This window comes from Gordonia oryzae (assembly GCF_003797185.1).
Taxonomy (GTDB): Bacteria; Actinomycetota; Actinomycetes; order Mycobacteriales; family Mycobacteriaceae; genus Gordonia; species Gordonia oryzae.
Genome location: NZ_RKMH01000006.1, coordinates 258,256 through 279,283, shown reverse-complemented (window position 1 = coordinate 279,283; position 21,028 = coordinate 258,256). Strand labels below are relative to the sequence as shown.

Below are 21,028 nucleotides of genomic sequence, written 5' to 3'. Positions count from 1 at the left end.
CGGTGTGCGCCTCGATGTGTCGATGTACGCGATACTGCGACGTAGTGGTCGCCCCGGCTACTTCACCTCACCGCGCAGGATGCGGAGCACGCCGAAGAACAGCGGGACACCGATCCACACGATTCCGGAGACGACGAGCTTGGCCCATTCGCCGCCGCTCGCCCACTGCCCGGTTTGCAAGGGCGCGCTGGTCAATCCGGTGTCGACCCACGCTCCGAGATGGTCGTGGAACCACGGCACCAGCTGACTGACGAGGGTCAGCGCGGTCGGCAGCACGAAGTAGGCGACGATCGCGCCGGGAGTGTTCAGGATCAGCGCGGCGAAGCCGAACCCCAGCAGTAGTCCGAACAGTTGCAGCACAAACGAATTGACCAACCCCGCGGCGGTGAACGACCAGGCTCCGGCCGGATCGGCGAAGGCAAGACCGGCGATCACGTTGCCGACCGCCCCGAGCACGAGGGCGAGGCCGACGGCGATCACCGAGGCGATCAGTGCGGTTAGTAGTTTCGCGACGATGATCCGTTCTCGACGAGGTTCCATCGTGAACGTCGTCAACGCCGTTCGCTGACTCCATTCACCGGTGACCAACAGGATCGCCATCACCGGCAGGATGATGTTTAGCGGGATATTCATCATGCCGAAGAACTGGCCGAAGGTGAGGTTGGTCAGAGTGTTGCGGTTGGCGATCAGCATTGCCACCACGACGACCACCGACAGCACGCCGATGGATGCGGCCAACCAGAATCCGGCTCGGGTGTCGACGAGTTTGCGGAGTTCGACCCGGACCAGGCGGGTCATCGGAATGCCGGCGGTGGTGCGCGTCGGCGCGGGCGCGGATGGGGCAACGGTGAGGGTGGTCATCAGAATGCTCCTGCGGTCATCGGTTGTTCGCGTTGGGTGGAGGCGGTCAGTTCGAGGAACATCTCCTCGAGTGTGGCGTCGTCGCCGGCGCGCAATTCGGTGAGCACGATGGCGTTCGCCGCGGCGACTCGCCCCACCTCCTCGGGGGCGGCGTCGGTGGACAGTCCGCCGCCGGACTGCGGCTGCGCGCTGATGCCCGAGGCATCGAGCGCGTCGGCGAGGGCCCGGTCGTCGAGAGAGCGCACTGTGGTTCCGGTGCCCGCGAGCAACTCGGCCTTGGTGCCCTGGGCGACGATGCGTCCGTTACCGATGACGACGAGGTCGTCGGCGACGATCTCGATCTCGTGCAGCAGATGGGAGGAGAGCAGAACGGTGCCGCCACGATCGGCGTAGCCGCGCAGCAGGCTGCGCATCCAGTGGATGCCCGCCGGGTCGAGGCCGTTGGCGGGTTCGTCGAGGATCAACACCCGCGGATCGCCCATGAGTGCGTTGGCGATTCCGAGTCGCTGCCGCATACCGAGGGAATAGTTGCCGACCCGCCGGCCGGCTTCCTGCGGCGTCAGGCCGACCAGTTCGAGCATCTCGTCGACCCTGGTGCGGGGCACTCCGATGGTCATCGCGGTCAGGCGCAGGATCTCCTCGCCGGTGCGTCCGGCGTGCTGTGCGGACGCGTCGAGGAGTACTCCGACCTCGGTGGCGGGATTGGGGATGTCGCGATATGCCTGCCCGTCGATCCTCGCCGAGCCCGACGTCGCCGGGGTCAGTCCGGTCATCACCCGCATGGTGGTGGACTTGCCCGCCCCGTTCGGTCCGAGGAAACCGGTCACCTGCCCCGGGCGGCACGTGAACGACACGTTGTCGACGGCGACGTACTCGCCGTAGCGCTTGCTGAGGTTCTCCACTGTGATCATGGAGATCATCGTTGCCGCGCCGGGCGGGTGCGCACATCGGGCACGAGGATGGACCCGATCTACGACGAAAGTCTGATACTGCCTGGCCGTCGGGTGCAGGCGGCTGGGGGACCACCCCCACTACGGTGAGGGGGTGCGTCCCGAGGATTATCAGCCGCCGCTGAATTGGTGGAGCCATACGTGGCGTCTGCTGCTAATGCTTCCGATCTCCGCGGTGGCGCTGATCGGACGCACCGATCACCTGGGTGCTCCGGTGATCTGGTGGCTGATCCTCGATCTGGCCCTCGGTGTGGTGTGCGTCGTCGCGATCTGGTGGCGCCGAACCCATCCGGTCCTGGTGTGTACGTTGACCAACCTGGCCGCGATGGTGTCGGTCAGCTCCTCGGGAGCCGGGGCACTGGCGATGGTCTCGTTGTCCACTCGACGGCGGTGGCGTGAGATCGCGCCGCAGATCGTGCTGGTAGTCGTGTGCAGCGCGGTCGCCGACGAGTTCGTCTATCGACCCGATCCGAGTGAATCACCGCTGGTGCGATACTCGTTCATCGTCGCGATCACCGCGGTACTGGTGGCGTGGGGCATGTACATCGGGTCGCGGCGCGAGCTGCTGGCGAGTTGGCGCTCGCGGGCCATGCTGGCCGAGCAGGAGCAGCAGGCGAAGGTCGCACAGGCGCGATCGGTCGAACGGGCGAGAATCGCACGGGAGATGCATGACGTTCTGGCGCATCGTATCTCGACGGTGAGCATGTATGCCGGGGCGTTGGCCTACCGTGCCGACCTGACCCCGGAGCAGGTGCACGACACCGCGTCGACGATCGAGGAGAACTCGCGACTGGCCCTCACCGAACTACGAGAGGTACTCGGGGTGCTGCGCGAGGGCCCCGGGGATGCCGACCCGGAACAGCCGCAGGCCGGCCGCGACGACGTGGACGACCTCGTCGAGCAGAGCCGGGCGGCGGGTATGCGGGTGAGCTATGTACGCACCGACGACCTGCAGACGGTCGCGGCCACCACCGCACGGACTCTATATCGCTGTCTGCAAGAGGGTTTGACCAACGCGCGTAAGCATGCACCGGCGTCGGCGGTGACCGTGCGCATCGAACCCGGACGCTCGGGTGGGATCGACCTGCTGGTGGCCAATCCGCTGCCGATCGGCGACCGGTCACCGACGCTGCCGGCGTCGGGTCTGGGGCTGATCGGGTTGGGCGAACGTGTGGAGTTGAGTGGTGGCCGGTCCTCGACGACCCGCACCGACGACGGGATGTTCATCCTGCACGTCTGGCTGCCGTCGGCCGTGACGAGCAGAGACGACTCGAGAACAGGATGATCAGGGTGACCGAGATTCGAGGAGGTGGCTGGTGGTCGCACGGGTGATGATCGTCGACGACGACCCGTTGGTGCGGTCGGGACTGAAGTTGCTGCTCGGCGCCGAACCGGGCTTGTCGATAGCCGCGGAGGCGCCCAACGGCAGTGCGGCGCTCGACGCGCACCGCAGCGACCCGGTCGATCTGGTGTTGATGGATCTGCGGATGCCGGTGATGGACGGGATCGCGGCCACCAGCGCCCTGAAGGCTGCCGAACCGGCGCCGGCAGTCATCGTGCTGACGACCTTCGACGCCGACGACTATGTGGTACGGGCATTGGCGGTCGGTGCCGACGGATTCCTGTTGAAGGACACACCACCGCAGCAGATCGTGGCGGCCATCAGCAACGTCCTCGACGGGCAACCCGCGCTGAGTCCCTCGGTGACCGCGGCGCTCATCAAACAGGTCGTCGACTCCGGGCAGCAATCGGGGTCGGTCGTGGCGCGCGACGGCATCGCGCGACTGACCGAGCGGGAACGCGAGGTGGCGATCGCGTTGGCCAAGGGAGCGTCAAACGCCGAGATCGGCGCCGAGCTCTACATGAGTGTGGCCACCGTCAAGGCGCACATCTCGCACATCTTCAGTAAACTTGGTGCGGCCAATCGTGTGCAGGTGGCGATCGCCGTTCACGGCGCGGGTCTGGTCTGAACCTCTTCTCACACAGTCTGTTCGACGATGCGCGGCGGCCCGGCCGCTGCGCCGGCGGCGAGGAAGGCCCACACCGCGATCGCCGCGCAGACCAGCATGACGATCGCCAGGGGGCCGGCAGTGTCGGGTCCGGCGACGCTCACCAAGGGCGATACCAGTGCGCCGAGCCCGAAATGCAGGGTGCCAGTACCGCCGATGCGGCGCCGGCGTTGGCGCCGACGGACGACATGGCCAGGGCAGTGGTGCGTCGGTCACCACCAGCAGTGCGAAACCGATGGTGGCAGTGGACATCACGGTGATTCCGACGGAGACGAGCCCGCGTACCGCGCGGGTGGCGACCACACGCGCGGCCAGTGCGCTGCCGGCCGGCAGGACCGCTGCGTTGACCCCGAACGCCAGCCCGTACACGCCACTGGAGAGCCCCATCACGTCCTGATAGACGAACGGCGACGTCGAGAGATGGGCCATCATCACCGCGAAGGAGAACGCGAAAGTGCCGCTGTATCGGAGAAGTCCGGGCCCGCGCAGCTCGCGGGTCGATCCCGGGTGGTCGGCGCGGCGGCGTGCGAGCCGGCGATCTCGGGGCAGGGGTCTCGGTGATGACGCAGGCGATCGAGACGAGCGTGATGACCGAGATCGCGAGAACCACGCCGAGGATTCCGCGCCACCCGATCGGATCGACGAGGAACCCGCCGAGCAGCGGCGCGAGTACCGGCGCCACCCCGCCGACGATCATCATCGGCGAGAATGCTGCGCGTCCGGTCGCGAGATCAAGCCCCGCGGACCACACGGGTCCATCCGGCGTGGTGCCTCTCAACCGCAGCGAGGCCGCGGTGATGCGGTGGGTGCATCGTCACCTTGGCGGCACCCCGGCTCAGGATGCCACCGCAACGAGATTGCAGCGCAGCAACTTCAGCGTTGTCATGCGATCTCTGGAGGTCAAGGCGATGATCGTCCGGGAACCCGATCCCGGCGATGTCCGCTCGGTGCGGCTGTATCCGGCCGACCTCGCTCCCGACAGCATCGCCCGACTCCACGAGTTCTGGGCACACATGATTTCTGGGGCCCTGGAGACGCAGACGTCGGCCGTGCGCAGCCGATCCAGCTCGACCAGCCTGCGGACCGCCCTCGAGGTGCTCTGCGCACTCGATAAGGGATTGCTGCGGGCGCGGTGATCGAATCCATCGCGGTCATCGAACCGATCGCGGTGGCGAAGTCGGGTCCCGCTCGCCACACTGGAGACCACAACGCCTGACGCCGACGACAGGCAACGACGGAAGGCCCAACGATGGCTGGTCGCAACGAGAACTTCGGATTCGACCCCGAGGACTTCGATCGCTTCGCGCGGGAGGCCGCCGACGGCTTGCGCCAGGTCCTCGGGCGCTTCGTTTCCGAACCGGCGGCATCGAGCCGCCGCACCAAGCCGGAACCGACCACCGCGGGCGAGGTCGGGGCAGGCGTCTGGGCGGTGTTCGACGTCGATGATCGCGGCGATGCCCGAGTGGAGCAGGTCTTCGCCACCGAAATCGATGCCCTGCGAGCCAATCAGCACAACACCGACCCCCGACGCCGGGTGCGATTCTTGCCCTATGGCATCGCGGTCAGCGCTCTCGGCGGATCGGCGATCGCCGCCGGTGACGGTGGCAGCGAGGACGAGAATCGTGGCGATGCGGCAGGGGAGTCCGCGCAGAGCTGACCCTCTACCGATCATCGGGGCGCTCCTCGCGATCGGGTCCGGTGCCCATGATGTGATGTGGCGGGCGAGGTGGTCGCGTCTTGATAGGCACGTCGCGAGCGATGCGGCAGGATGACGTGGGTGAGCATGCTTGCCGAGGCGGCCTCGAATCCCGATCGAACCACCGCGGTGACCCTGTTCTGGATTGCGGTGGCGGCGGTGGCCGCGCCGCTGGTCGCCCGACTCACCCGCCGCTACGTCCCCGAGGTGGTGGTGCTGCTGATTCTCGGCATGGTGTTCGGGCCGCACGTCCTCGCCATGAGTGATCCGGACTCGGTGGCCGCGGTGAGCCAGCTCGGCCTCGGCATGCTCTTCCTGCTCGCCGGATTCGAACTCGATCCGACGATCTTGCGGGGCAGACCCGGCGTGCTCGCGGGCGGGATCTGGTTGCTGAGTCTGCTCATCGCGACGATCGCGGTGGCGTTGCTGGTGGCGCCGGGCGATTTCACCGCACACGTGGCGATCGGGATCGCGATGACCTCGACGGCATTGGGAACCTTGCTGCCGATCGTCAAGGCCGATGGGCTGCTCGAGCAACCGTTGGGACGCGCGGTGATGGCCCACGGGGCGGTCGGTGAACTCGGTCCGATCCTGGCGATGTCGTTGCTGTTGACCAGCCGCAACATCGGCGGTGCGGCGATCGTGCTCGCCTTGTTCGCCATCGCGGCCCTGATCCTGTTCGCGCTACCGCGGCGGGTCGGCCGGAGTCCCGCCCTGCGCGCCGCGCTCGTCGAAATGGAGGGCGGCACCTTCCAGTTGCCCGTCCGTGTCGTCGTGGTGCTGCTCGCGGCGTTCATGGCGGTGGCCGCGGTCTTCGATCTCGACGTGGTGCTCGGTGCCTTCGCCGCCGGCATCGCCCTCCGGCGCCTGCTCCCCGAGCACACCCGGGTGGTCGAGAGCCTCGAAGTCATCGGCTTCGGACTGCTCATCCCGGTCTTCTTCGTGACCTCGGGCATGAACATCGATCCGTCGGCGGTGGCGTCGGCGCCGATGCTATGGGTGATCCTGGTCGTCGGCATCGGTGTGGCCCGCGGTGTCCCGGTGTGGGTGGGCGAGCGGATGGTGACCCACGACGCGAGCCTGCGAGTCGGACGTGAACGCGTCTCGCTGGCGCTGTATGCGGCCACCGGCCTGCCGATCATCGTTGCCGTCACCCAGGTCGCGACAAGCAGTGATCTGATGTCACCGACGCTGGCCTCCACGCTCGTCGCCGCGGGCGCCACGACGGTGCTGGTGTTCCCCCTGGCAGCTAGGTTGATCGCTCGTAAGGACACCACGGCGCCATCCGCGGCATCGTGATGCGGTGGGACGCGCCTCGGCATCCGTCAGACGAGCAACTTGGCGAGACGAGCAAGGGGACGACCCACGGAGTGGATCGTCCCCTGCGCCGGACCCGGGACATACCGGATCCGTGCTGCGTCGTTATCGATCAGAGGTACTGACCGCAGACCGGCCAGGCGCCCGGTCCCTGGGTGGCCAGCACGTTCTCGGCGACGCGGATCTGCTCTTCGCGCGAGGCGTACGCAGGGTTGCCGGTGCCGCCGTTGGCTTCCCAGGTGGACTGGGTGAACTGCAGTCCGCCGTAGTAGCCGTTACCGGTGCTGATGCCCCAGTTGCCGCCGCTCTCACATTGCGCGACGGCGTCCCAGTTGTGGCCGGTATCTGCTGATGCGGTCGCGGCTGCCACGCCGAGCGGGGCCAGTGTCAGGGCGCCGATCACTCCGGCGCGCGCAGCAAGCTTCTTCATGGTGGTCGTCATCCATTCCTCCCTCATCCGCCCGGTGGTAGGCGGGTGATTCTCGGACCGGAGGCGACCCTACGGCTCGGTAACGGTCAGGTCACGCCGGCGCTTGCGACCTGGGGGAAAGTCATCACGGTGAGATAAAGCTGTGAAGTCGCCGGGAAACGCCTGCGCATTACGGCGTGTCGCACACCTCGACGCAGGGTTGGCGGCGCCCTGCTTTGTGACCAAACGCACAGCGGCGGTGTGGCTCGTGTCACGCGCTTGTGGCTGAAGCGCTGTCCGTTTCGCGCAATTGATGTCGAAAGTTGCTGGCGGAATGCGTGATTCGTCGTCTAGGTCGGATCGGGTGAGCGCGCGCGTGCTCAGTCCCTTCACAGTCCGGAGGGTTAGCCTTGCGCGGTTTACGTGCCGACGTTGCCGTCTTCTGGGGACGATGCGGCGGGCGACGGCGCCCTGACGACGAGTGGAGAACGGATGGCCAGCGAGTTCGATCGACGTCGGTCGCGGGCGTCCTCCGGGCATCATCGCGCCGGGCGGCCCCATCGGCTGACTGCGGGCGAGGTGTATCGCCGGGCGGCGCAGCGCCGAGCCGACGAGGACACCTCGGTCTGGACGCCCGTCGGGGGGGTTACCGCGGCACCGGACGTCTCCGATCACGCTGATCGCCCCGGCGCCGGGCCCACCGAACCGCGGCCGACCCGGCGTTCGGGCTCCGAGGACCCGACTCGGCCCATTCCGACGACTCCGAGATCGGATCGTCACCCGAGTCCGCAACTGCCGGAGACGGCCGCGTCGACCCAGGACGACGGCACGGTGGGGGCCAATAGTGGCGTATTCCGGACCATCCCTGTCCGCGGCGGCACCGCACGGGGTAGCGCGGCAGACCGCGATCGCGTGCGGCGTCGCGCACCACGACGAACGGCGTCGGAAACAGTGCGTGCCTCGCGTGGGCGCCGCAGGGCGATCGGACTGGCCCGAGCGGCGGTCCTGGTGTGCTCGGTTGTCGCCTTCGTCGTCTGTGGGGCGATGTGGATGGGGGTCAGCACTTTTCATGGCGGGCTCGGTTACTCCAACGTGCTGCAGGGCGCGCCGCGGTCGACCGATGGCACCCAGAACATCCTGCTGATCGGACTCGACACCCGAAAGGACAAGAACGGCAACGATCTTCCCGCCGATGTGATGCGACAGCTGCATGCCGGTGACGGCGACTCGGGTGGCTACAACACGAATACTCTGATCCTGATGCACATCCCGGCCGACCGGAAGAACATCGTCGCCTACTCGATTCCGCGCGACGACCTCGTCGAGACGCCCGACCTGGACGTGTCCCAGGCCAAGATCAAAGAGGTGTACGGCCGCACCAAGGCGGCCACCGAGGACCAACTGGCCAAGGGGGGCATCAGCGATCCGGCCACGCTCGAGGCGAAGGGCCGCGACGCCGGCCGCACCGCAACGATCAAGGCGGTGCGCACCCTCACCGGAGTGCCGATCGACCGATTCGCCGAGGTCAGCCTGATCGGCTTCTACGACGTCGCCAAGGCGCTCGGCGGCGTCGAGGTTTGCCTCAATCACGCAGTGTCCGACGACTATTCGGGCGCGAATTTCAGTTCGGGCATGCATCGGCTATCGGCGTCGCAGGCATTGGCCTTCGTGCGTCAGCGTCACGGGCTGACCCGCGGCGACCTCGACCGCACCCACCGTCAGCAGGCATTCCTGCTCTCCGCCCTGCATCAGGTGCAGAGCGCCGGAACGCTCACCGACGTCGGCAAGCTGAACCGGCTGATGAGCGTCGTCGACGATGACGTGGTCTTCTCCCAGGGGTGGGATGTGGTGTCCTGGGCCCAGGACATGATCGGCGTGCCCGATCAGAAGATCAGCTTCCAGACCCTGCCCGTCGTGCGGTACGCGACCGTCGACGATCAAGACGTCAACATCATCGATCCGGTTGCGATCCGCGCCGAGGTCCAGCGTGCCTTCGGGGTGCCGGTTACCGCGTCCGCGCCATCCTCATCCGGTGCGTCGGAGTCCGCTGCGTCGCCCGAGTCCGGGTCGGCGGCGACCCCGAGCACCGACGACTCCTCCGACGGGGCGCAGAACACCAGTGCCGACAACTCCGGGCCCGCGCCCGACAGCGGCCCGGCCGTGGTCAACACAAGCACCATTCCCTGCGTCGACTGACCTCTCGCCACTTGCCCCAACGGACGGGACGCGGCGGTGCCGTCGGGAAATGCTGATGCCGGGTCGAGGTGGTTGTCGATGCGCCATCAGGGATCGTGACGTCGACCCGCCCGTGGCGGCGCAACCCGTTGTCGACGGACACTGCGTTTCTCGGCTGGACATGACCAATGCGAGCTCGTCGACCGCACTCTCGACGACGAGCGCGCTGTCTTCGACACCTGCGTGGAGATAATGGACGCGGTCCACGAACTCGCGCTGCGCATTGCCGGGTCGAGCGCTTCGACCCTGGCGATCGGCAAACGTGGCTTCTATCCGCAAATCGACGAAACCGACACACGGGCGTATGACCTCATGGCCGAGACGATGCCCACCAACGCGATGACCTGCAATGCGCAGGAGGGGATGTCGGCGCTCCTGGCCAAACGAGCGCCGGTGTGGACCGACCGCTGACCTCCTCGGGGTCGTCCCTACTCGTCTCGGGGGGGTGAGTCGGTGTGGCGGGGGCCGTCCTCCGGTGGCGTTGCCGGGTCTGTTTTCTCGAGCTCGTGGTTGTTGTCGGACGGTGTCGTCACCCGTTGCGGGACAGAGGAATTGAGCAGCACATCGACCCATCGGGTGGACGGATCGATGTCGAGCAGCAGTGCCTTGCACATGATGGTCAACGGCACCGCCAGGATCGCCCCGAGCGGACCAAGGACCCACGCCCAGAACAATAACGACACGAACGTCAAGGTGGTCGAAAGCCCGACGGCGTCGCCGACGAACTTCGGTTGGATCACCGACTGGATCACGAGGTTGATCACGCTGTAGACCACGACGACCACCAGCATCGTCGACACACCGCCGTCGAGGAGCCCAAGCAGCGCAGGCGGGATGACGCCGATGACGAACCCGATGTTCGGGATGTAGTTGGTGATGAACGACAGCAGACCCCACAAGATGGGCAGCGGTATGCCGATGATCGCGAGCGCCACGCTGTCGAACACCGCCACGATCAGACCGAACAGCGTGGTTACCCATAGATAACTGCGAGTGGCCTGGGCAAAGGCGGAGAAGGCCGACGCGATGTCGGGGCGCTCGGCGCGTAGGTACTCCATCCGGTCCCCGAAACCGACCGAGTCGGCGGCCATGAACAACAGCAGCGCCAGGATCAACACCAACGACGAGGCGAGGCCGGCGGTCGACTGAAGGATGTTGGTGGCCGCGCCGATGATCTTGCTGGAATCGATCTGATGCAGCATATCGTGCACTTTTTGTTCACTGACCCCGTGCGAGGTGAGCAACCGCTGGAACGAGGCGACGAGATCGTTGGCCTTGTCGCTGTAGTTCGGCAGGATCGTAGCTAGGCGCGCCACCGAGTAGGCCAGCGAGGCGAACAGGCCCACGAGGATTCCATACACCAGCACCAGGACCGTGACGAAGGCCAGCCACGCCGGTAAACCCTTGCGTCGCATCCAACCCGCGGCCGGGGCCACCGCCACCGTGAGCATCAGCGCCAAGAAGACCGGTGCCACCAGTGCCGAAACCGATCGGATACCCGCGACGGCCACCACGATGCCGGCGATGGAGATCAGCACGATGGTGCCGCGCGGCATCGACCACGCTGGTGGGTTCGCGCGCAGTGACATGGGTGCGTTGCCTTTGGCCATATCGGGGGTGCCCCTTCTCCGGCGGGGCGCGCGTAGTGCACCGAGCGCCCCAGTAGTGTCGTGCTCTCCGCAAAGACTAGGTCGGGTGATGGCTGTTGTGGGCGCTTCCGCCTCGGCGAGCGCAGAAAAGTCACCGGCAGTCATGAGTCACTCCGATCCGCACGCTTTGCGCGCGCGCTGCGTAGAAGTGTGGGCGGCAGCGGAGCGGCGGCGGAGACTGTCGGAGCCTCGTGTCGCGATGCCGCGCCAGCGGCTCCGACACGACAGTCGACACGACATACCGCTGACCCCAGACGACTCCTGTCCTCGCACTCGCACACCGCAGTGGCAGGAGTCATGAAAGGACCACCGTGACCGCGACCTCGAGCGCCACAGGGCGCACCACCCCCGCAAGTGGCGAGTACACCGACGCCGACCTCGACGCCGTGTTCGGGCCGGTGTTCGCCCGGATCGCCGAGGGAGCCGTCGCGCGAGAGGAGGACCGCCGCCTCGCATACGACGAGATTTCATGGCTCAAACAGGTCCGGTTCGGTGCGCTGCGTGTCCCCGTCGAATTCGGTGGTTACGGAGCATCGGTGCAGACCCTGTTCCGGCTGCTGATCGACCTTGCGGCGGCGGAATCCAATCTGCCCCAAGCACTTCGGGTGCACTGGTCTTTCGTCGAGGATCAACTACTCGCCGACGACTCGCCCGCCCGACAGCGGTGGCTGTACGCCGTGGCCGACGGCACACTGGTCGGCAACGCCATCACCGAGCCCGGAGTGGGCGCCGTGGACCGCTATCGCACCACGGTGACCGACATCGAGGGTGGATACCGCGTCGACGGCACCAAGTACTACAGCACCGGCAGTCTCTACTCCGACCACATCCTCGTTGCCGGTGATCATGGGGGAGAACGTGTCTCGATTCTCGTCGACGCCGACGCCGATGGGGTTGTCCAGCACGACGACTGGGACGGCTTCGGTCAGCGGCTGACCGCGAGCGGCACCACCGAGTTCACCGGTGTCGAGGTGCCCGCCGATCGTCTGCTCGGCGCCGGATACGGAGCACCCGGCCGAACGTATGCGACGTCGTATCTGCAATTGGTGCAGTTGTCGGTACTCGCGGGTATCGCGCAACGCGCGCTGGACGACACCTCCGAATGGGTGCGTGCCCGCACCCGCACCTTCACCCACGGCGCGGCGGATCTGCCCCGCGAGGATCCGTTGGTGCAGCAGGTCATCGGGCGCCTGGCCGCTGCTGCCTACACCGCGCGCACCTTGGTCCTCGACGTCGCGAGCAAGATCGATCTGCTCCTCGATGGGGGTGCCACCGACGAGGCGCTACTCGACGAGGTCGAGTTCGACGTCGCCCGCGCCCAGCACGCGGTCATCACGACGGTGCTCGACTCCACGTCTACCCTGTTCGAGGTCGGCGGGGCGTCGATCACCTCCGAGCGGTTGCGTCTGGACCGGCACTGGCGCAACGCGCGGGTGATCTCGGTGCACAATCCGCTGATCTTCAAGCTGCGCGCCATCGGCGATCATGTCCTCAACGGCGCGGATCTGCCCTATGCGTGGAGCGCAGGTGACCGCCGGCCGGTGAGAGTCGGGGCAGCACAGGGCGAGTAGGGGCGGCTCACCCGCCATGCCCGGGTGCGGGTAGAAGTGACGAGTCCTCGGCGGTTCCCGCGGACCATTCGTGCGTTTCCAGATCCTTCCAGCCGATATCGAGGTGGCAGGCGGCCAGCGCGGCGTGTTCGGGCCCGAGTAACTCGGTCAACACGTCGGTCATGATGTCGCGCACCTGCTCCGAATCCCACGGCAGCACGTCGTGGTAGCGGGCGATCAGGCCGATCCGGATGCGGTCGACGCGTCCGTCCTCGCCGTCGACGAGCAGATGTACCACCAGTCGACCCGCGGTCCGGCGGATCCGCGTCGTGAGGACCTTCTTGAGGACCCGGTCGGAGACCTGAACCCCGGGGGTGTCGGTGTCGAGGTTCCGGCCCGGTCGGCGCACCCGCCCGAGATTCGCGGTGATCGTGGTGACGAGGCGATTGGCGATCTCGCCGAGATGGTCGGTGGCACCGTCGAGTTCACGTCCGGCAGCAACGAGCCAGGCGTCGGGGCGTGCGTCGTCGAGTCGGCTTCTCACGCCGGCGCTCCTTCCTGCGATGTGGTGTCTTCCTGCGATGTGGTGTCTTCCTGCGATGTGGTGTCGGTATCGCCTCCGGGGTCGTCGGACGGGTCCGACGATCGGGCACCGGGCCGCCAAGGTTCCAGCCGGGTGGCGAGGTAGCGACGACTGCGCTGCAGATGTCCGCGGACCGATCCGGTGCTGATCTGCAGGATTCGCGAGATCTCGGCCAGCGACATGCCCTCGACCTCGCGGAGCCACCACACCGCCCGGGAATTTTGCGGCAGGGTGGCCAACTCGGCACCCAGCGCATCGACCAGCGTCTTGCGCATCGCCTCATCCGACGGCAACGGTTCGGCGGCGGCCAGGTCGGCGAATTGAGCGTCGTCGGTCGGAATCTCGCGTCGGCGGCGTCGATAATCGACTGTCTTGCGGTGCGCGATCGCGAATACCCACGTCTTCACACTGCTGCGAAAGGCGAAGTCCGGCAACCCTCGCCAGGCAGCGAGCACGGTGTCCTGGGTCAGGTCCTCCGCGGTTTGGGCATCGGGCACCATACGGCGCAGATACCGCAGCAAGGGCGGGGTCAGCCGGATGACCAGCTCCGAGAACGCCTCGGTATCGCCGACGGCAGCGGCCGCGGCCAACTCGTCGACGGACAGACGCTCCAGCGACACACCCGGCGCCTGGATGCTGTGACCGGAATCACTCTCATCCACGTGTGCATATTTCGGGTCCACTACGACTGACCTTATACCGGCATCGTGCACCGCAATTCGGAACCACGATGGGACGCTCTGAGGTCGTCGTCGCCGCGTGTGGTGCTGCCGATGCCGCGAACCATGTGGACCGTGTGTAGTCAAGTGAGTACAGAGGAGTTCTCGTGACCGATTCAACTGTGACCGACAAGACCACGACCGCCGCTGCCGATGCGACGGATGCCGGCGAGCCCACCGGAAAGGGGCTGGCACTGGCCCGCGAGGGCGGCGCGCCCGGCGACCGCGGCAAGACCGTGATCGCCGATGCGGTCGTCGCGAAGATCGCCGGAATCGCGACCCGCGAGATCGACGGCGTCCATGATGTCGGTGGTGCTGCCGAGCGTGTCGTCGGAAAGATGCGCGAGGTCATTCCCGGAACCTCGGCGAGCACCACCCAGGGCATCAACGTCGAGGTCGGCGAGAAGCAAGCTGCCGTTGACGTATCGATCGTCGCCGATTTCGGCGTCGCCATTCATCAACTGGCCGCGGCAATCCGGCGCAACGTGATCAGCGCGATCGAATCCATGACCGGCCTCGAGGTCACCGAGGTCAACGTCACCGTGCACGACATCAACTTCGGCGATGACGACGACGACCAGACCGATACCTCGCCTCGGGTCAAGTGATCGCTGTGCAGGCCGAATCCGGAGGTGAGCGGCTTCCCGCACGTTCCGGGGAGCCGGGCGTCGATCTCGCGCAGCGGGTTGCCGACGCGGTGACCGCGGTCGACGGAGTCACCGGTCTGCATGGCGGCGTGTTCGGTGAGATCGCCACCTATCTCCCTGGCGGTCGCGTGAGCGGTGTGCAACTCGACGACGACCGCGGCGAAGTCCACGTGATCGTCGACATCTCCCATGACCTGCGTAGCGTCGCCGCGCATGCGGTGGCTGTTGCCACAGAGGTCGCCGGGGTGCCGGTCGATGTGACCGTTGAAGACATCAGCTTTCCGGAACAACGAGCGGAACAAGCTCCGGAACAACAGAATTCGGGTACCCGACGCGGCGCCCCCGCCGGCGGTGACACCTCCGGCGCGACAGACGGGAAACACAATGGGTAACAACGCAATCATTGGCCTGATCGTCGGACTGTTGCTTGCACTCGCGGTCACCACCGGCGGATTCGGCGGCTTCGTCCTCGCGCTGGTCCTCGGTGGGATTGGACTGGCACTGGGACTACAGCGAGATGGCGTCATTGATCTCGGTGCGCTGCTGCGAAGCCGGAACCGTGGCTGAGTCGTCGAACCCGACGCGCACGGGCGCCACCGTGACGCGAGGCGTAGACGACGTACGCCCAGATGCCGTGGGGACCGCGGCACCGGCCACCGGAGATGCCAAGGGGTCGTTGATCATCGCCGACCGTGTCGGCGCCAAGATCGCCCGGCGGGCAGCACTCGACATCAACGGGGTCATCCGGTACAGCAACACGATCGGATCGCTACTCGGGCCGGGAGCGCTGGGAGCGGCATACCCTGCGGTGCGCATCGACATGTCCGACACAGCGCCGCTGGTGGAGGTCACTGTTGCACTGACCTGGCCGTGCGCGGTGGCGCAGGTGTGCCGGGACGTGCGCGCGCACGTCGCCGACGAACTGGCACGGCTCACCGGGATTCGGCCCTCTCGGGTCGATGTGACGGTGGGAACGATCACCACCGACAAACCGAACTCGGCCACCCGCGACGGTTATGTGGAATTACCGGCTGTTTCGGAATTCGAGAAGCGCGGGTTGCAGGAGCACGCCATCGCGCCGGATGACACCGACATGGCCGCCGACGCCGAGACAGTACAGGGGAGGGTTCACTCATGACCACCTCGACGACACCCGAATCCGCATCGCGACCACGGGCCGAGATTGTCGCCGAGAATCAGGATGTGGCCGGCGGCAAGGTCTTCGCCCCGGCCGCCTACCCGGGCGCGGCGATCGTCGGGTCGCTCGTCGGGCTCCTGCTCCTCGGACTGGCGTGCGTCGGGATCCGAGATCTCATCGTGTTCGCCGGATGGATCGACGGAACCCGATGGACGACGAACACCGCCGACTGGATCACAAGAAGTACGTGGCAGGGCTGGATGTGGCCGGTCGCGGTGATCTGTGTGATCACCGGACTGTGGTTGGTGGGGTTGGCGGTCAAGCCTCGGCGTCGCACCCACGTCCCACTCGGAGACTTCGAGGTGATGTGGACCCGCCGCGGCGACATGGCGCGCCGCGCGAGTGCCGCACTGCTCACCGTCCCCGGGGTCGAGCACGCCACGACCGTGGTCACCCGACGACGGGCAAAGGTCACCGTCACCGTGTCGGGCGGTGCGGACGAGCAGGCCATGCGCGACCGCGTTGGCAAGGCGCTGGCCCCGGTGAAACATCCTCCACGCGTGGTGATCCGGCGTGTGGTCCGCAGCAAGGAGGCACGCTCGTGAACCGGCGTCCAGCGATCCTGCACCGACTCACCGTTGCGGTGATCGGTTTGGCACTGGTGGTGGTGGGTGTCGGCGCCATTGGTTGGAAACTCGACATCACCCCCATCCACGACTGGGTCGACCATCTCGACCCCACCTGGGCGAGTCGCACCACTGCGGAGAACTGGTGGTGGGCTGTGCTTCTCGGGGTGGTCGTCATCGCGGTGGTCTGGGGGTTCGCGCTGCTGGTTACCGCGTCGCGTCCCGGCCGGGTGGACGACCTGACCCTGACCGGCAGCGGTGCCGAGGGCACCCTGACGGTTCCGCCCAAGCTGATCGCCGCAGCCGTAGCCGACGATCTCTCCGGGCGGACGATGTTCGACAAGGCGAGCGTGCGCGCCCTCGACGATCGTGGACGCAGCATCATCCGCATCGACGTCACCGCACCGCCGCGCTACTCCTACGACGAGATCGCCGAGGTGCTCGGGCCCGCCGTGGAGGACATCCGTCGGGCGGTCGACGGTGCCGACATCCACGTCCAGGCCTTGGTCCACCTACAGAATCCGAGTCGCTGAGTTCGTACCCGAGCGCAGAACTCACGGATATTTCACGACACCGCATCGTGGGTGTCGCCACGAACTCGCCGGGACCCCCGGCAGACCCGAGCGCACCGCGCGCGGGACCATCAAAATAAGGAGCTGTCATGGCACTTGAGGACAAGATCTCGAACAAGATCGAAGACGCCAAGGGCAAGGCCAAGGAAGTTGGCGGCGATATCACCGGCGACGACAGTCTCAAAAGCGAGGGCAAGGCCGATCAGGCCTCAGCCGCGCTCAAGGACGGCATCGAGAGCGTCAAGGACGCCGCAGGCAAGATCAAGGACAAGCTGACCGGCAACTGAGCTGCGCGCGGCACCACCGGGGCGGGCATCGTCATCGACGATGTCCGCCCCGGCGCTTCCGGCGGTAGGGTGAGCCCGGTGCAGCGGATGAGCGCCGTCGACGCGATGTGGTACTGGATGTCGTCGGCGATGCCCAGTGATCAGTTCCTGGTTTACGGATTCACCTCGCCGCGAACGGCTCTCGACGTCATCGCCGAAAACCTGCTGCGGCGGGCCGCGACGATCGACGATCTGGGACTGCGTGTCGCCGACGTCCCGATACACCTCGACCGGCCGTACTGGCGGCACGCTCCGGTCTCCGCGGATCAGGTGCGGGTGACCCGAGGTCCGCTGTCGTGGCAAGGGTGCCTCGATCACATTGCGCAGTCGATGGACGATCAACTCGATGCGCGACAACAGATGTGGCGGATACACCTGTACGGTCCCGTTGCCCCTGCCCCTGCCCCTGCCCCTGCCCCTGCCCCCGCCGCGGGCGCGGGCGCCGCCGAAGAGAGCGATCTCGTTGTAGCGGTTCTGCAGGTCGCACACGCGCTCGGCGACGGCCGACGATCGTCGGCCATTGCGCGACAACTGTTCTCCGTGAAGGAGGTCGAGGTACAGACATGGTGTCCGGCCGAACGGCGGCCGACGACGGTGAGGAACGCCGCGGCCGCCGCGGCACTCGGTGTGGCCCGCATGCCCATCGACGTCACACGCATGCTCTTCTGGGGCGGTCTCGCGTTACACCGACACCGGCAGACTTCGGGGACAGTAGGTGCGGTTCGGGCGACCTCAAGCGTCGCGCCGACCTCGATCAACGGGCTACCCGGTCGCGGACGCGAACTACGGACCCTGACCGTTGACGCCGATGCGCTCACTGCTCGCGGCGGCACCGTCACAGTCGGAGCGCTGACTGCGATCTCCGACGCACTTCCGCGCTTCCTCGGCCACCCGTCGATGCCGGTGACAATCACCCTCACCGTCGCTCGGCGACGGGCGCATACGGACCCGAATATATTTCCCCGCAACGACTTCCGTACCGTTGGGATCGACCTGCACACCGACATCGCCGACTTCGGTGATCGAGCAGCGGCGATCGCCGCCGAGATTGCCCGCGCCCGTGACGAACACATGACCCCCGAACGCGCAGCCGCGCGACGGGCCGAACACGCCACACCCGCCCCGCTCCGGATCCTCGGCGCCCGCCAGGCCGGGGTGGCGCCGCTCCCGGAGCGCATCGACGGCATCAGCGTGGTTTCCTCCGTCGATCGGGGACCGGCCGATCTCACGCTCGGTGGGGGTAGCAGATCTGTGATCACCGCGGGTTTCCCGGCACTGTCTCCGGTGCACGGACTCAACCACGGCGTGCACGGTCTCGGTGCGTGCGTGACGCTTTCGGTGATTGCTGCACCCCAGCGATGCCCCGATATCGATCGCTACTTCGCCCTGCTGACTGAAGCCCTACGACGGTGAGCTGCCCGGAACGAGTCGATCAGGACGTGATCTGGGGAGGGCCGGCGTCCGGTCCCGACCCACGCGCCGAAGTCGGCGAGCCGTTGCCGCCCCGACTGCCTCGCGTCAGGCGCTTCGGCAGGCGTTCGGCGAGTCCGCCGAGCGGGGCCACCGTCTGATTGAGCAGATCTACCGTCTTGCCCAACTCGTGCACCGTGTCCTGCATGGCGAGCAGGGTGGGTGCGAGCTGACCGATCACCTCTGTGAGCTCGGTGATGCGGTCGAGCGGGCCGTCCGGCGCGATGGCGCGCTCGACCGCGCCGTTTTCACCGACGAGCTGATCGAGCAGACCGCCGTCCTCGGCGAGGCGATCGAGGATTCCGCCGTCGGCGGTGACCTTTTCCAGGACGCCCTCGGGTGCGGTCAACTTGTCGATGATGCCGCCCTCCGACGTCAGGCGTTCGAGAATGCCCTCGTTCTCGGTGAACTGGTCGATCACCCCGCCGGTACGGGTGAGGCGATCCAGCGGACCGTCCTTGGCGGTCAACCGCGTCAGGATGCCGCCGTCCTCCGACATCTGATCGAGGATTCCGCCGGGCGCGGTCAGTTTTTCGAGCAATCCGTCCTTGGCGGTCAGGCGGTCGACGACGCCGCCGGGAGTGAGGAGCCGTTCGAGCGGTCCGCCCGCAGCGACGATCCGGCCGAACGGACGATCGGGACCGAGGAGATCGGCCAGCTGGCCCAGTAGCGCCAACGGCGCGCGGGCCCCGCTGAGCTCGTAACCGGAGATACCCAGAGCGTGATTGAACTCGTGCTGCACGCTGTCGGCGGTGATGCGGGCGATGTTCACCGCCGACTCTGCGGCGGTAAGCGTCACGCCGGTGACCGCGAAGCCCAACTGGAAGGGGAACTCGATCAGGGACCGGACGTCGATCGGACCAGGGGACTGTCGGCGAGGTGCCGACCCAGTCGCGCCAGCGTCTGGCCTGTCGGGGGAGTTCATGCTGGAACGATAGCGTGTCAGTGCTGGGCGGACTCGGCCTTTGCCGCCGCCTTGGCGGCCTTCTTGAACTCGCGCACCCGCAGCAGCGAATCCGCATCGGTCACATCGGCGACCGAGCGGAAGCCCTTCTTTCCGTAGTCGCCGACCACCTTCGTCCATCCGGCCGGCTTCACGTCGAGTTGTTTGGCCAGCAACGCGATGAAGATCTTGGCCTTCTGCTCACCGAAGCCGGGGAGCTCGCGCAGCCGCGCGAACAGGTCGGCGCCGGTGGTGGCCTCGGTCCAGATCCGCTCGGTCTCACCGTCGTACTCCGCCACCACGGTTCGGGCGAGCTCCTGAACCCGCCCGGCCATCGAGCGACCATAGCGGTGAATCGCAGGCGGGGTGGCGCAGAGGTCGGCGAATTCGGTGGGGTCGGCGGCGGCGATCGCTTCGGGATCGAGCGAACCGAAGCGGTCCTTGATCTTCGCCGGCCCGGCGAAAGCGCGCTCCATCGGGAACTGCTGATCCAAGAGCATCCCGGTGAGCAGCGCGAACGAATCGGTCGACAACAATTCGTCGGCGATGGGATCCTGGGCAATCTGCAGTTTCGCCATCACATCAGGATAGTGCCCCTACACTGAGGCCCATGCTGCGTGGGTCCGTGGATTCTCGGCGCTCGGGGGAGACGCCGCCGATCACAACAACACTGTCAACAACAACACTGTCGACGACATCGCCGACGTCGGGGTTGCGTGGCCGATGCGGTCGGCGCTTGCAGACGGCGGTAATCGCGGTTGTCTCGGTGGTGGCGGTGGTGCTCGGGCTGACCGCCGAGGCCTCGGGTACGGCGTCGGCGTCACCCGACCCGCAACCGAATTACGTGACCACGCTGCGCTGCGACAGCGCCAATCCGTGGCCCGCACCACGCATTCCGGTGTGGGTGGATGTCTACAACCAGATCGCCTTCCCCTCCGACGGACTGCCCGGGCCGGCGATCTCGCTCGTCGGGTCCTCTCGAGCCAAGCCCGGCGTACTCGAATTCACCGTCGAGGTGACGGTGGCGTGGCGCAATCTGCGCACCGGACGCACCGGCACGGTGCGCGTCCCGACCCGCACCCAGGTGGTGGGCTGGGAAGCGGTGTTGCACCCCGGAAGCGGTCCGGTGAGCTTCACGATCAACCAGAAGATCGGTGCGCTGGCGTTCGTGCCGATGGTGAACCCGCAGTACTCCAGCTGCCGGGGCCAGGCAACCGCCTAGCCAGGCCCAGCTCGGTGTCGGGCCCGGCTCGGTCTTCGCGCGGCGCTCCGTCCCATTTTCGAGTGCCCGAGGCCGATAACACTTCGGCCATGGCGACATGCGGGTG

General features: G+C 67.0%; 26 protein-coding genes and 1 pseudogene. 17 read left to right on the top strand and 10 right to left on the bottom strand.

Annotated elements, in window-relative coordinates; translation table 11 throughout:
• Positions 1-57: 57 nt before the first annotated feature.
• Both EF294_RS10090 and EF294_RS10085 read right to left on the bottom strand, forming a co-directional pair.
• Entirely contained in the window at positions 58-861 is an 804-nt protein-coding gene (locus EF294_RS10090; RefSeq protein ID WP_123929002.1) for an ABC transporter permease, read from the bottom strand.
• Positions 861-1,781 (bottom strand): ABC transporter ATP-binding protein, encoded by a 921-nt coding sequence (locus tag EF294_RS10085; protein ID WP_123928999.1) that lies wholly within the window; start codon positions 1,779-1,781, stop codon positions 861-863. The genes EF294_RS10090 and EF294_RS10085 overlap by 1 nt, the downstream gene beginning before the upstream one ends.
• 124 nt (positions 1,782-1,905) lie before the next feature.
• Between EF294_RS10085 and EF294_RS10080 the strand changes: the two genes are divergently transcribed.
• Both EF294_RS10080 and EF294_RS10075 read left to right on the top strand, forming a co-directional pair.
• The gene (locus EF294_RS10080) at positions 1,906-3,096 is read left to right on the top strand and encodes a sensor histidine kinase (RefSeq protein WP_123928996.1); all 1,191 of its coding nucleotides are present in this window, start codon (positions 1,906-1,908) and stop codon (positions 3,094-3,096) included.
• A 31-nt stretch (positions 3,097-3,127) separates the two neighbouring features.
• Positions 3,128-3,781, top strand: a complete 654-nt coding sequence (locus tag EF294_RS10075; protein WP_123928993.1) for a response regulator — start codon at positions 3,128-3,130, stop codon at positions 3,779-3,781.
• 8 nt (positions 3,782-3,789) lie between these two features.
• On the opposite strand, the gene EF294_RS22445 is transcribed toward EF294_RS10075, so the two are convergent.
• Both EF294_RS22445 and EF294_RS22545 read right to left on the bottom strand, forming a co-directional pair.
• A complete protein-coding gene (locus tag EF294_RS22445) occupies positions 3,790-3,924 on the bottom strand; it encodes a hypothetical protein (RefSeq protein WP_281275995.1) in 135 nt (44 codons plus the stop codon).
• A complete protein-coding gene (locus EF294_RS22545) occupies positions 3,921-4,481 on the bottom strand; it encodes a hypothetical protein (protein ID WP_425459415.1) in 561 nt (186 codons plus the stop codon). Before EF294_RS22545 ends, EF294_RS22445 begins: the two co-directional genes overlap by 4 nt.
• On the opposite strand from EF294_RS22545, the gene EF294_RS10065 reads away from it, so the two are divergent.
• The 3 genes from EF294_RS10065 to EF294_RS10055 all read left to right on the top strand — a co-directional run bounded on the left by EF294_RS10065 (position 4,381) and on the right by EF294_RS10055 (position 6,815).
• Positions 4,381-4,956, top strand: coding sequence for a MarR family winged helix-turn-helix transcriptional regulator (locus EF294_RS10065; RefSeq protein ID WP_246007784.1), 576 nt, complete (start codon positions 4,381-4,383; stop codon positions 4,954-4,956). The two genes, EF294_RS22545 and EF294_RS10065, sit on opposite strands and share 101 nt — an antisense overlap.
• 113 nt (positions 4,957-5,069) lie before the next feature.
• Positions 5,070-5,477 (top strand): hypothetical protein, encoded by a 408-nt coding sequence (locus EF294_RS10060; RefSeq protein WP_123928987.1) that lies wholly within the window; start codon positions 5,070-5,072, stop codon positions 5,475-5,477.
• A 126-nt stretch (positions 5,478-5,603) separates the two neighbouring features.
• The gene (locus EF294_RS10055; RefSeq protein WP_185091026.1) at positions 5,604-6,815 is read left to right on the top strand and encodes a cation:proton antiporter; all 1,212 of its coding nucleotides are present in this window, start codon (positions 5,604-5,606) and stop codon (positions 6,813-6,815) included.
• Between the two features lie 130 nt (positions 6,816-6,945).
• Here EF294_RS10055 and EF294_RS10050 read toward each other — a convergent pair whose 3' ends face one another.
• Positions 6,946-7,275 (bottom strand): transglycosylase family protein, encoded by a 330-nt coding sequence (locus EF294_RS10050; RefSeq protein ID WP_123928981.1) that lies wholly within the window; start codon positions 7,273-7,275, stop codon positions 6,946-6,948.
• A 459-nt stretch (positions 7,276-7,734) separates the two neighbouring features.
• Between EF294_RS10050 and EF294_RS10045 the strand changes: the two genes are divergently transcribed.
• The gene (locus EF294_RS10045) at positions 7,735-9,438 is read left to right on the top strand and encodes an LCP family protein (protein ID WP_123928979.1); all 1,704 of its coding nucleotides are present in this window, start codon (positions 7,735-7,737) and stop codon (positions 9,436-9,438) included.
• Positions 9,439-9,506: 68 nt separating this feature from the next.
• Positions 9,507-9,888, top strand: a pseudogene (locus EF294_RS10040) (hypothetical protein).
• A 17-nt stretch (positions 9,889-9,905) separates the two neighbouring features.
• Here the strand turns inward: EF294_RS10040 and EF294_RS10035 are convergent.
• A complete protein-coding gene (locus EF294_RS10035) occupies positions 9,906-11,066 on the bottom strand; it encodes an AI-2E family transporter (RefSeq protein WP_246007783.1) in 1,161 nt (386 codons plus the stop codon).
• Between the two features lie 371 nt (positions 11,067-11,437).
• Here EF294_RS10035 and EF294_RS10030 point away from each other — a divergent pair, with 371 nt between their 5' ends.
• Entirely contained in the window at positions 11,438-12,697 is a 1,260-nt protein-coding gene (locus EF294_RS10030; RefSeq protein WP_123928976.1) for an acyl-CoA dehydrogenase family protein, read from the top strand.
• A 7-nt stretch (positions 12,698-12,704) separates the two neighbouring features.
• Here the strand turns inward: EF294_RS10030 and EF294_RS10025 are convergent, their stop codons facing one another.
• Complete coding sequence (locus EF294_RS10025) at positions 12,705-13,220, bottom strand: hypothetical protein (RefSeq protein WP_123928973.1); 516 nt, start codon at positions 13,218-13,220, stop codon at positions 12,705-12,707.
• Positions 13,217-13,921 (bottom strand): RNA polymerase sigma factor, encoded by a 705-nt coding sequence (locus EF294_RS10020; RefSeq protein ID WP_123928969.1) that lies wholly within the window; start codon positions 13,919-13,921, stop codon positions 13,217-13,219. Before EF294_RS10020 ends, EF294_RS10025 begins: the two co-directional genes overlap by 4 nt.
• A 164-nt stretch (positions 13,922-14,085) precedes the next feature.
• On the opposite strand from EF294_RS10020, the gene EF294_RS10015 reads away from it, so the two are divergent.
• From EF294_RS10015 to EF294_RS09980, 8 genes are all read left to right on the top strand, one after another.
• On the top strand, positions 14,086-14,586 hold the full coding sequence (locus EF294_RS10015) for an Asp23/Gls24 family envelope stress response protein (protein ID WP_123928966.1): 501 nt from the start codon (positions 14,086-14,088) through the stop codon (positions 14,584-14,586).
• Positions 14,583-15,017: a hypothetical protein gene (locus tag EF294_RS10010; RefSeq protein WP_123928963.1), complete on the top strand. Its 435-nt coding sequence runs from the start codon at positions 14,583-14,585 to the stop codon at positions 15,015-15,017. The genes EF294_RS10015 and EF294_RS10010 overlap by 4 nt, the downstream gene beginning before the upstream one ends.
• Positions 15,010-15,192, top strand: a complete 183-nt coding sequence (locus EF294_RS10005; RefSeq protein WP_123928960.1) for a DUF2273 domain-containing protein — start codon at positions 15,010-15,012, stop codon at positions 15,190-15,192. Before EF294_RS10010 ends, EF294_RS10005 begins: the two co-directional genes overlap by 8 nt.
• Positions 15,185-15,763, top strand: coding sequence for an Asp23/Gls24 family envelope stress response protein (locus tag EF294_RS10000; RefSeq protein ID WP_123928956.1), 579 nt, complete (start codon positions 15,185-15,187; stop codon positions 15,761-15,763). Before EF294_RS10005 ends, EF294_RS10000 begins: the two co-directional genes overlap by 8 nt.
• Complete coding sequence (locus EF294_RS09995) at positions 15,760-16,368, top strand: DUF6286 domain-containing protein (RefSeq protein WP_123928953.1); 609 nt, start codon at positions 15,760-15,762, stop codon at positions 16,366-16,368. The genes EF294_RS10000 and EF294_RS09995 overlap by 4 nt, the downstream gene beginning before the upstream one ends.
• Positions 16,365-16,922: an Asp23/Gls24 family envelope stress response protein gene (locus EF294_RS09990; RefSeq protein WP_123928950.1), complete on the top strand. Its 558-nt coding sequence runs from the start codon at positions 16,365-16,367 to the stop codon at positions 16,920-16,922. Before EF294_RS09995 ends, EF294_RS09990 begins: the two co-directional genes overlap by 4 nt.
• A gap of 128 nt (positions 16,923-17,050) precedes the next feature.
• Entirely contained in the window at positions 17,051-17,248 is a 198-nt protein-coding gene (locus EF294_RS09985; protein WP_123928947.1) for a CsbD family protein, read from the top strand.
• An 87-nt stretch (positions 17,249-17,335) separates the two neighbouring features.
• Positions 17,336-18,700 (top strand): hypothetical protein, encoded by a 1,365-nt coding sequence (locus tag EF294_RS09980; protein WP_246007792.1) that lies wholly within the window; start codon positions 17,336-17,338, stop codon positions 18,698-18,700.
• A gap of 19 nt (positions 18,701-18,719) precedes the next feature.
• Here EF294_RS09980 and EF294_RS09975 read toward each other — a convergent pair whose 3' ends face one another.
• Entirely contained in the window at positions 18,720-19,682 is a 963-nt protein-coding gene (locus EF294_RS09975; RefSeq protein WP_123928940.1) for a hypothetical protein, read from the bottom strand.
• A 17-nt stretch (positions 19,683-19,699) separates the two neighbouring features.
• Entirely contained in the window at positions 19,700-20,278 is a 579-nt protein-coding gene (locus EF294_RS09970; protein ID WP_123928938.1) for an HhH-GPD-type base excision DNA repair protein, read from the bottom strand.
• Positions 20,279-20,466: 188 nt separating this feature from the next.
• Between EF294_RS09970 and EF294_RS09965 the strand changes: the two genes are divergently transcribed.
• Complete coding sequence (locus tag EF294_RS09965; protein WP_185091025.1) at positions 20,467-20,922, top strand: hypothetical protein; 456 nt, start codon at positions 20,467-20,469, stop codon at positions 20,920-20,922.
• Positions 20,923-21,028 lie beyond the last annotated feature (106 nt).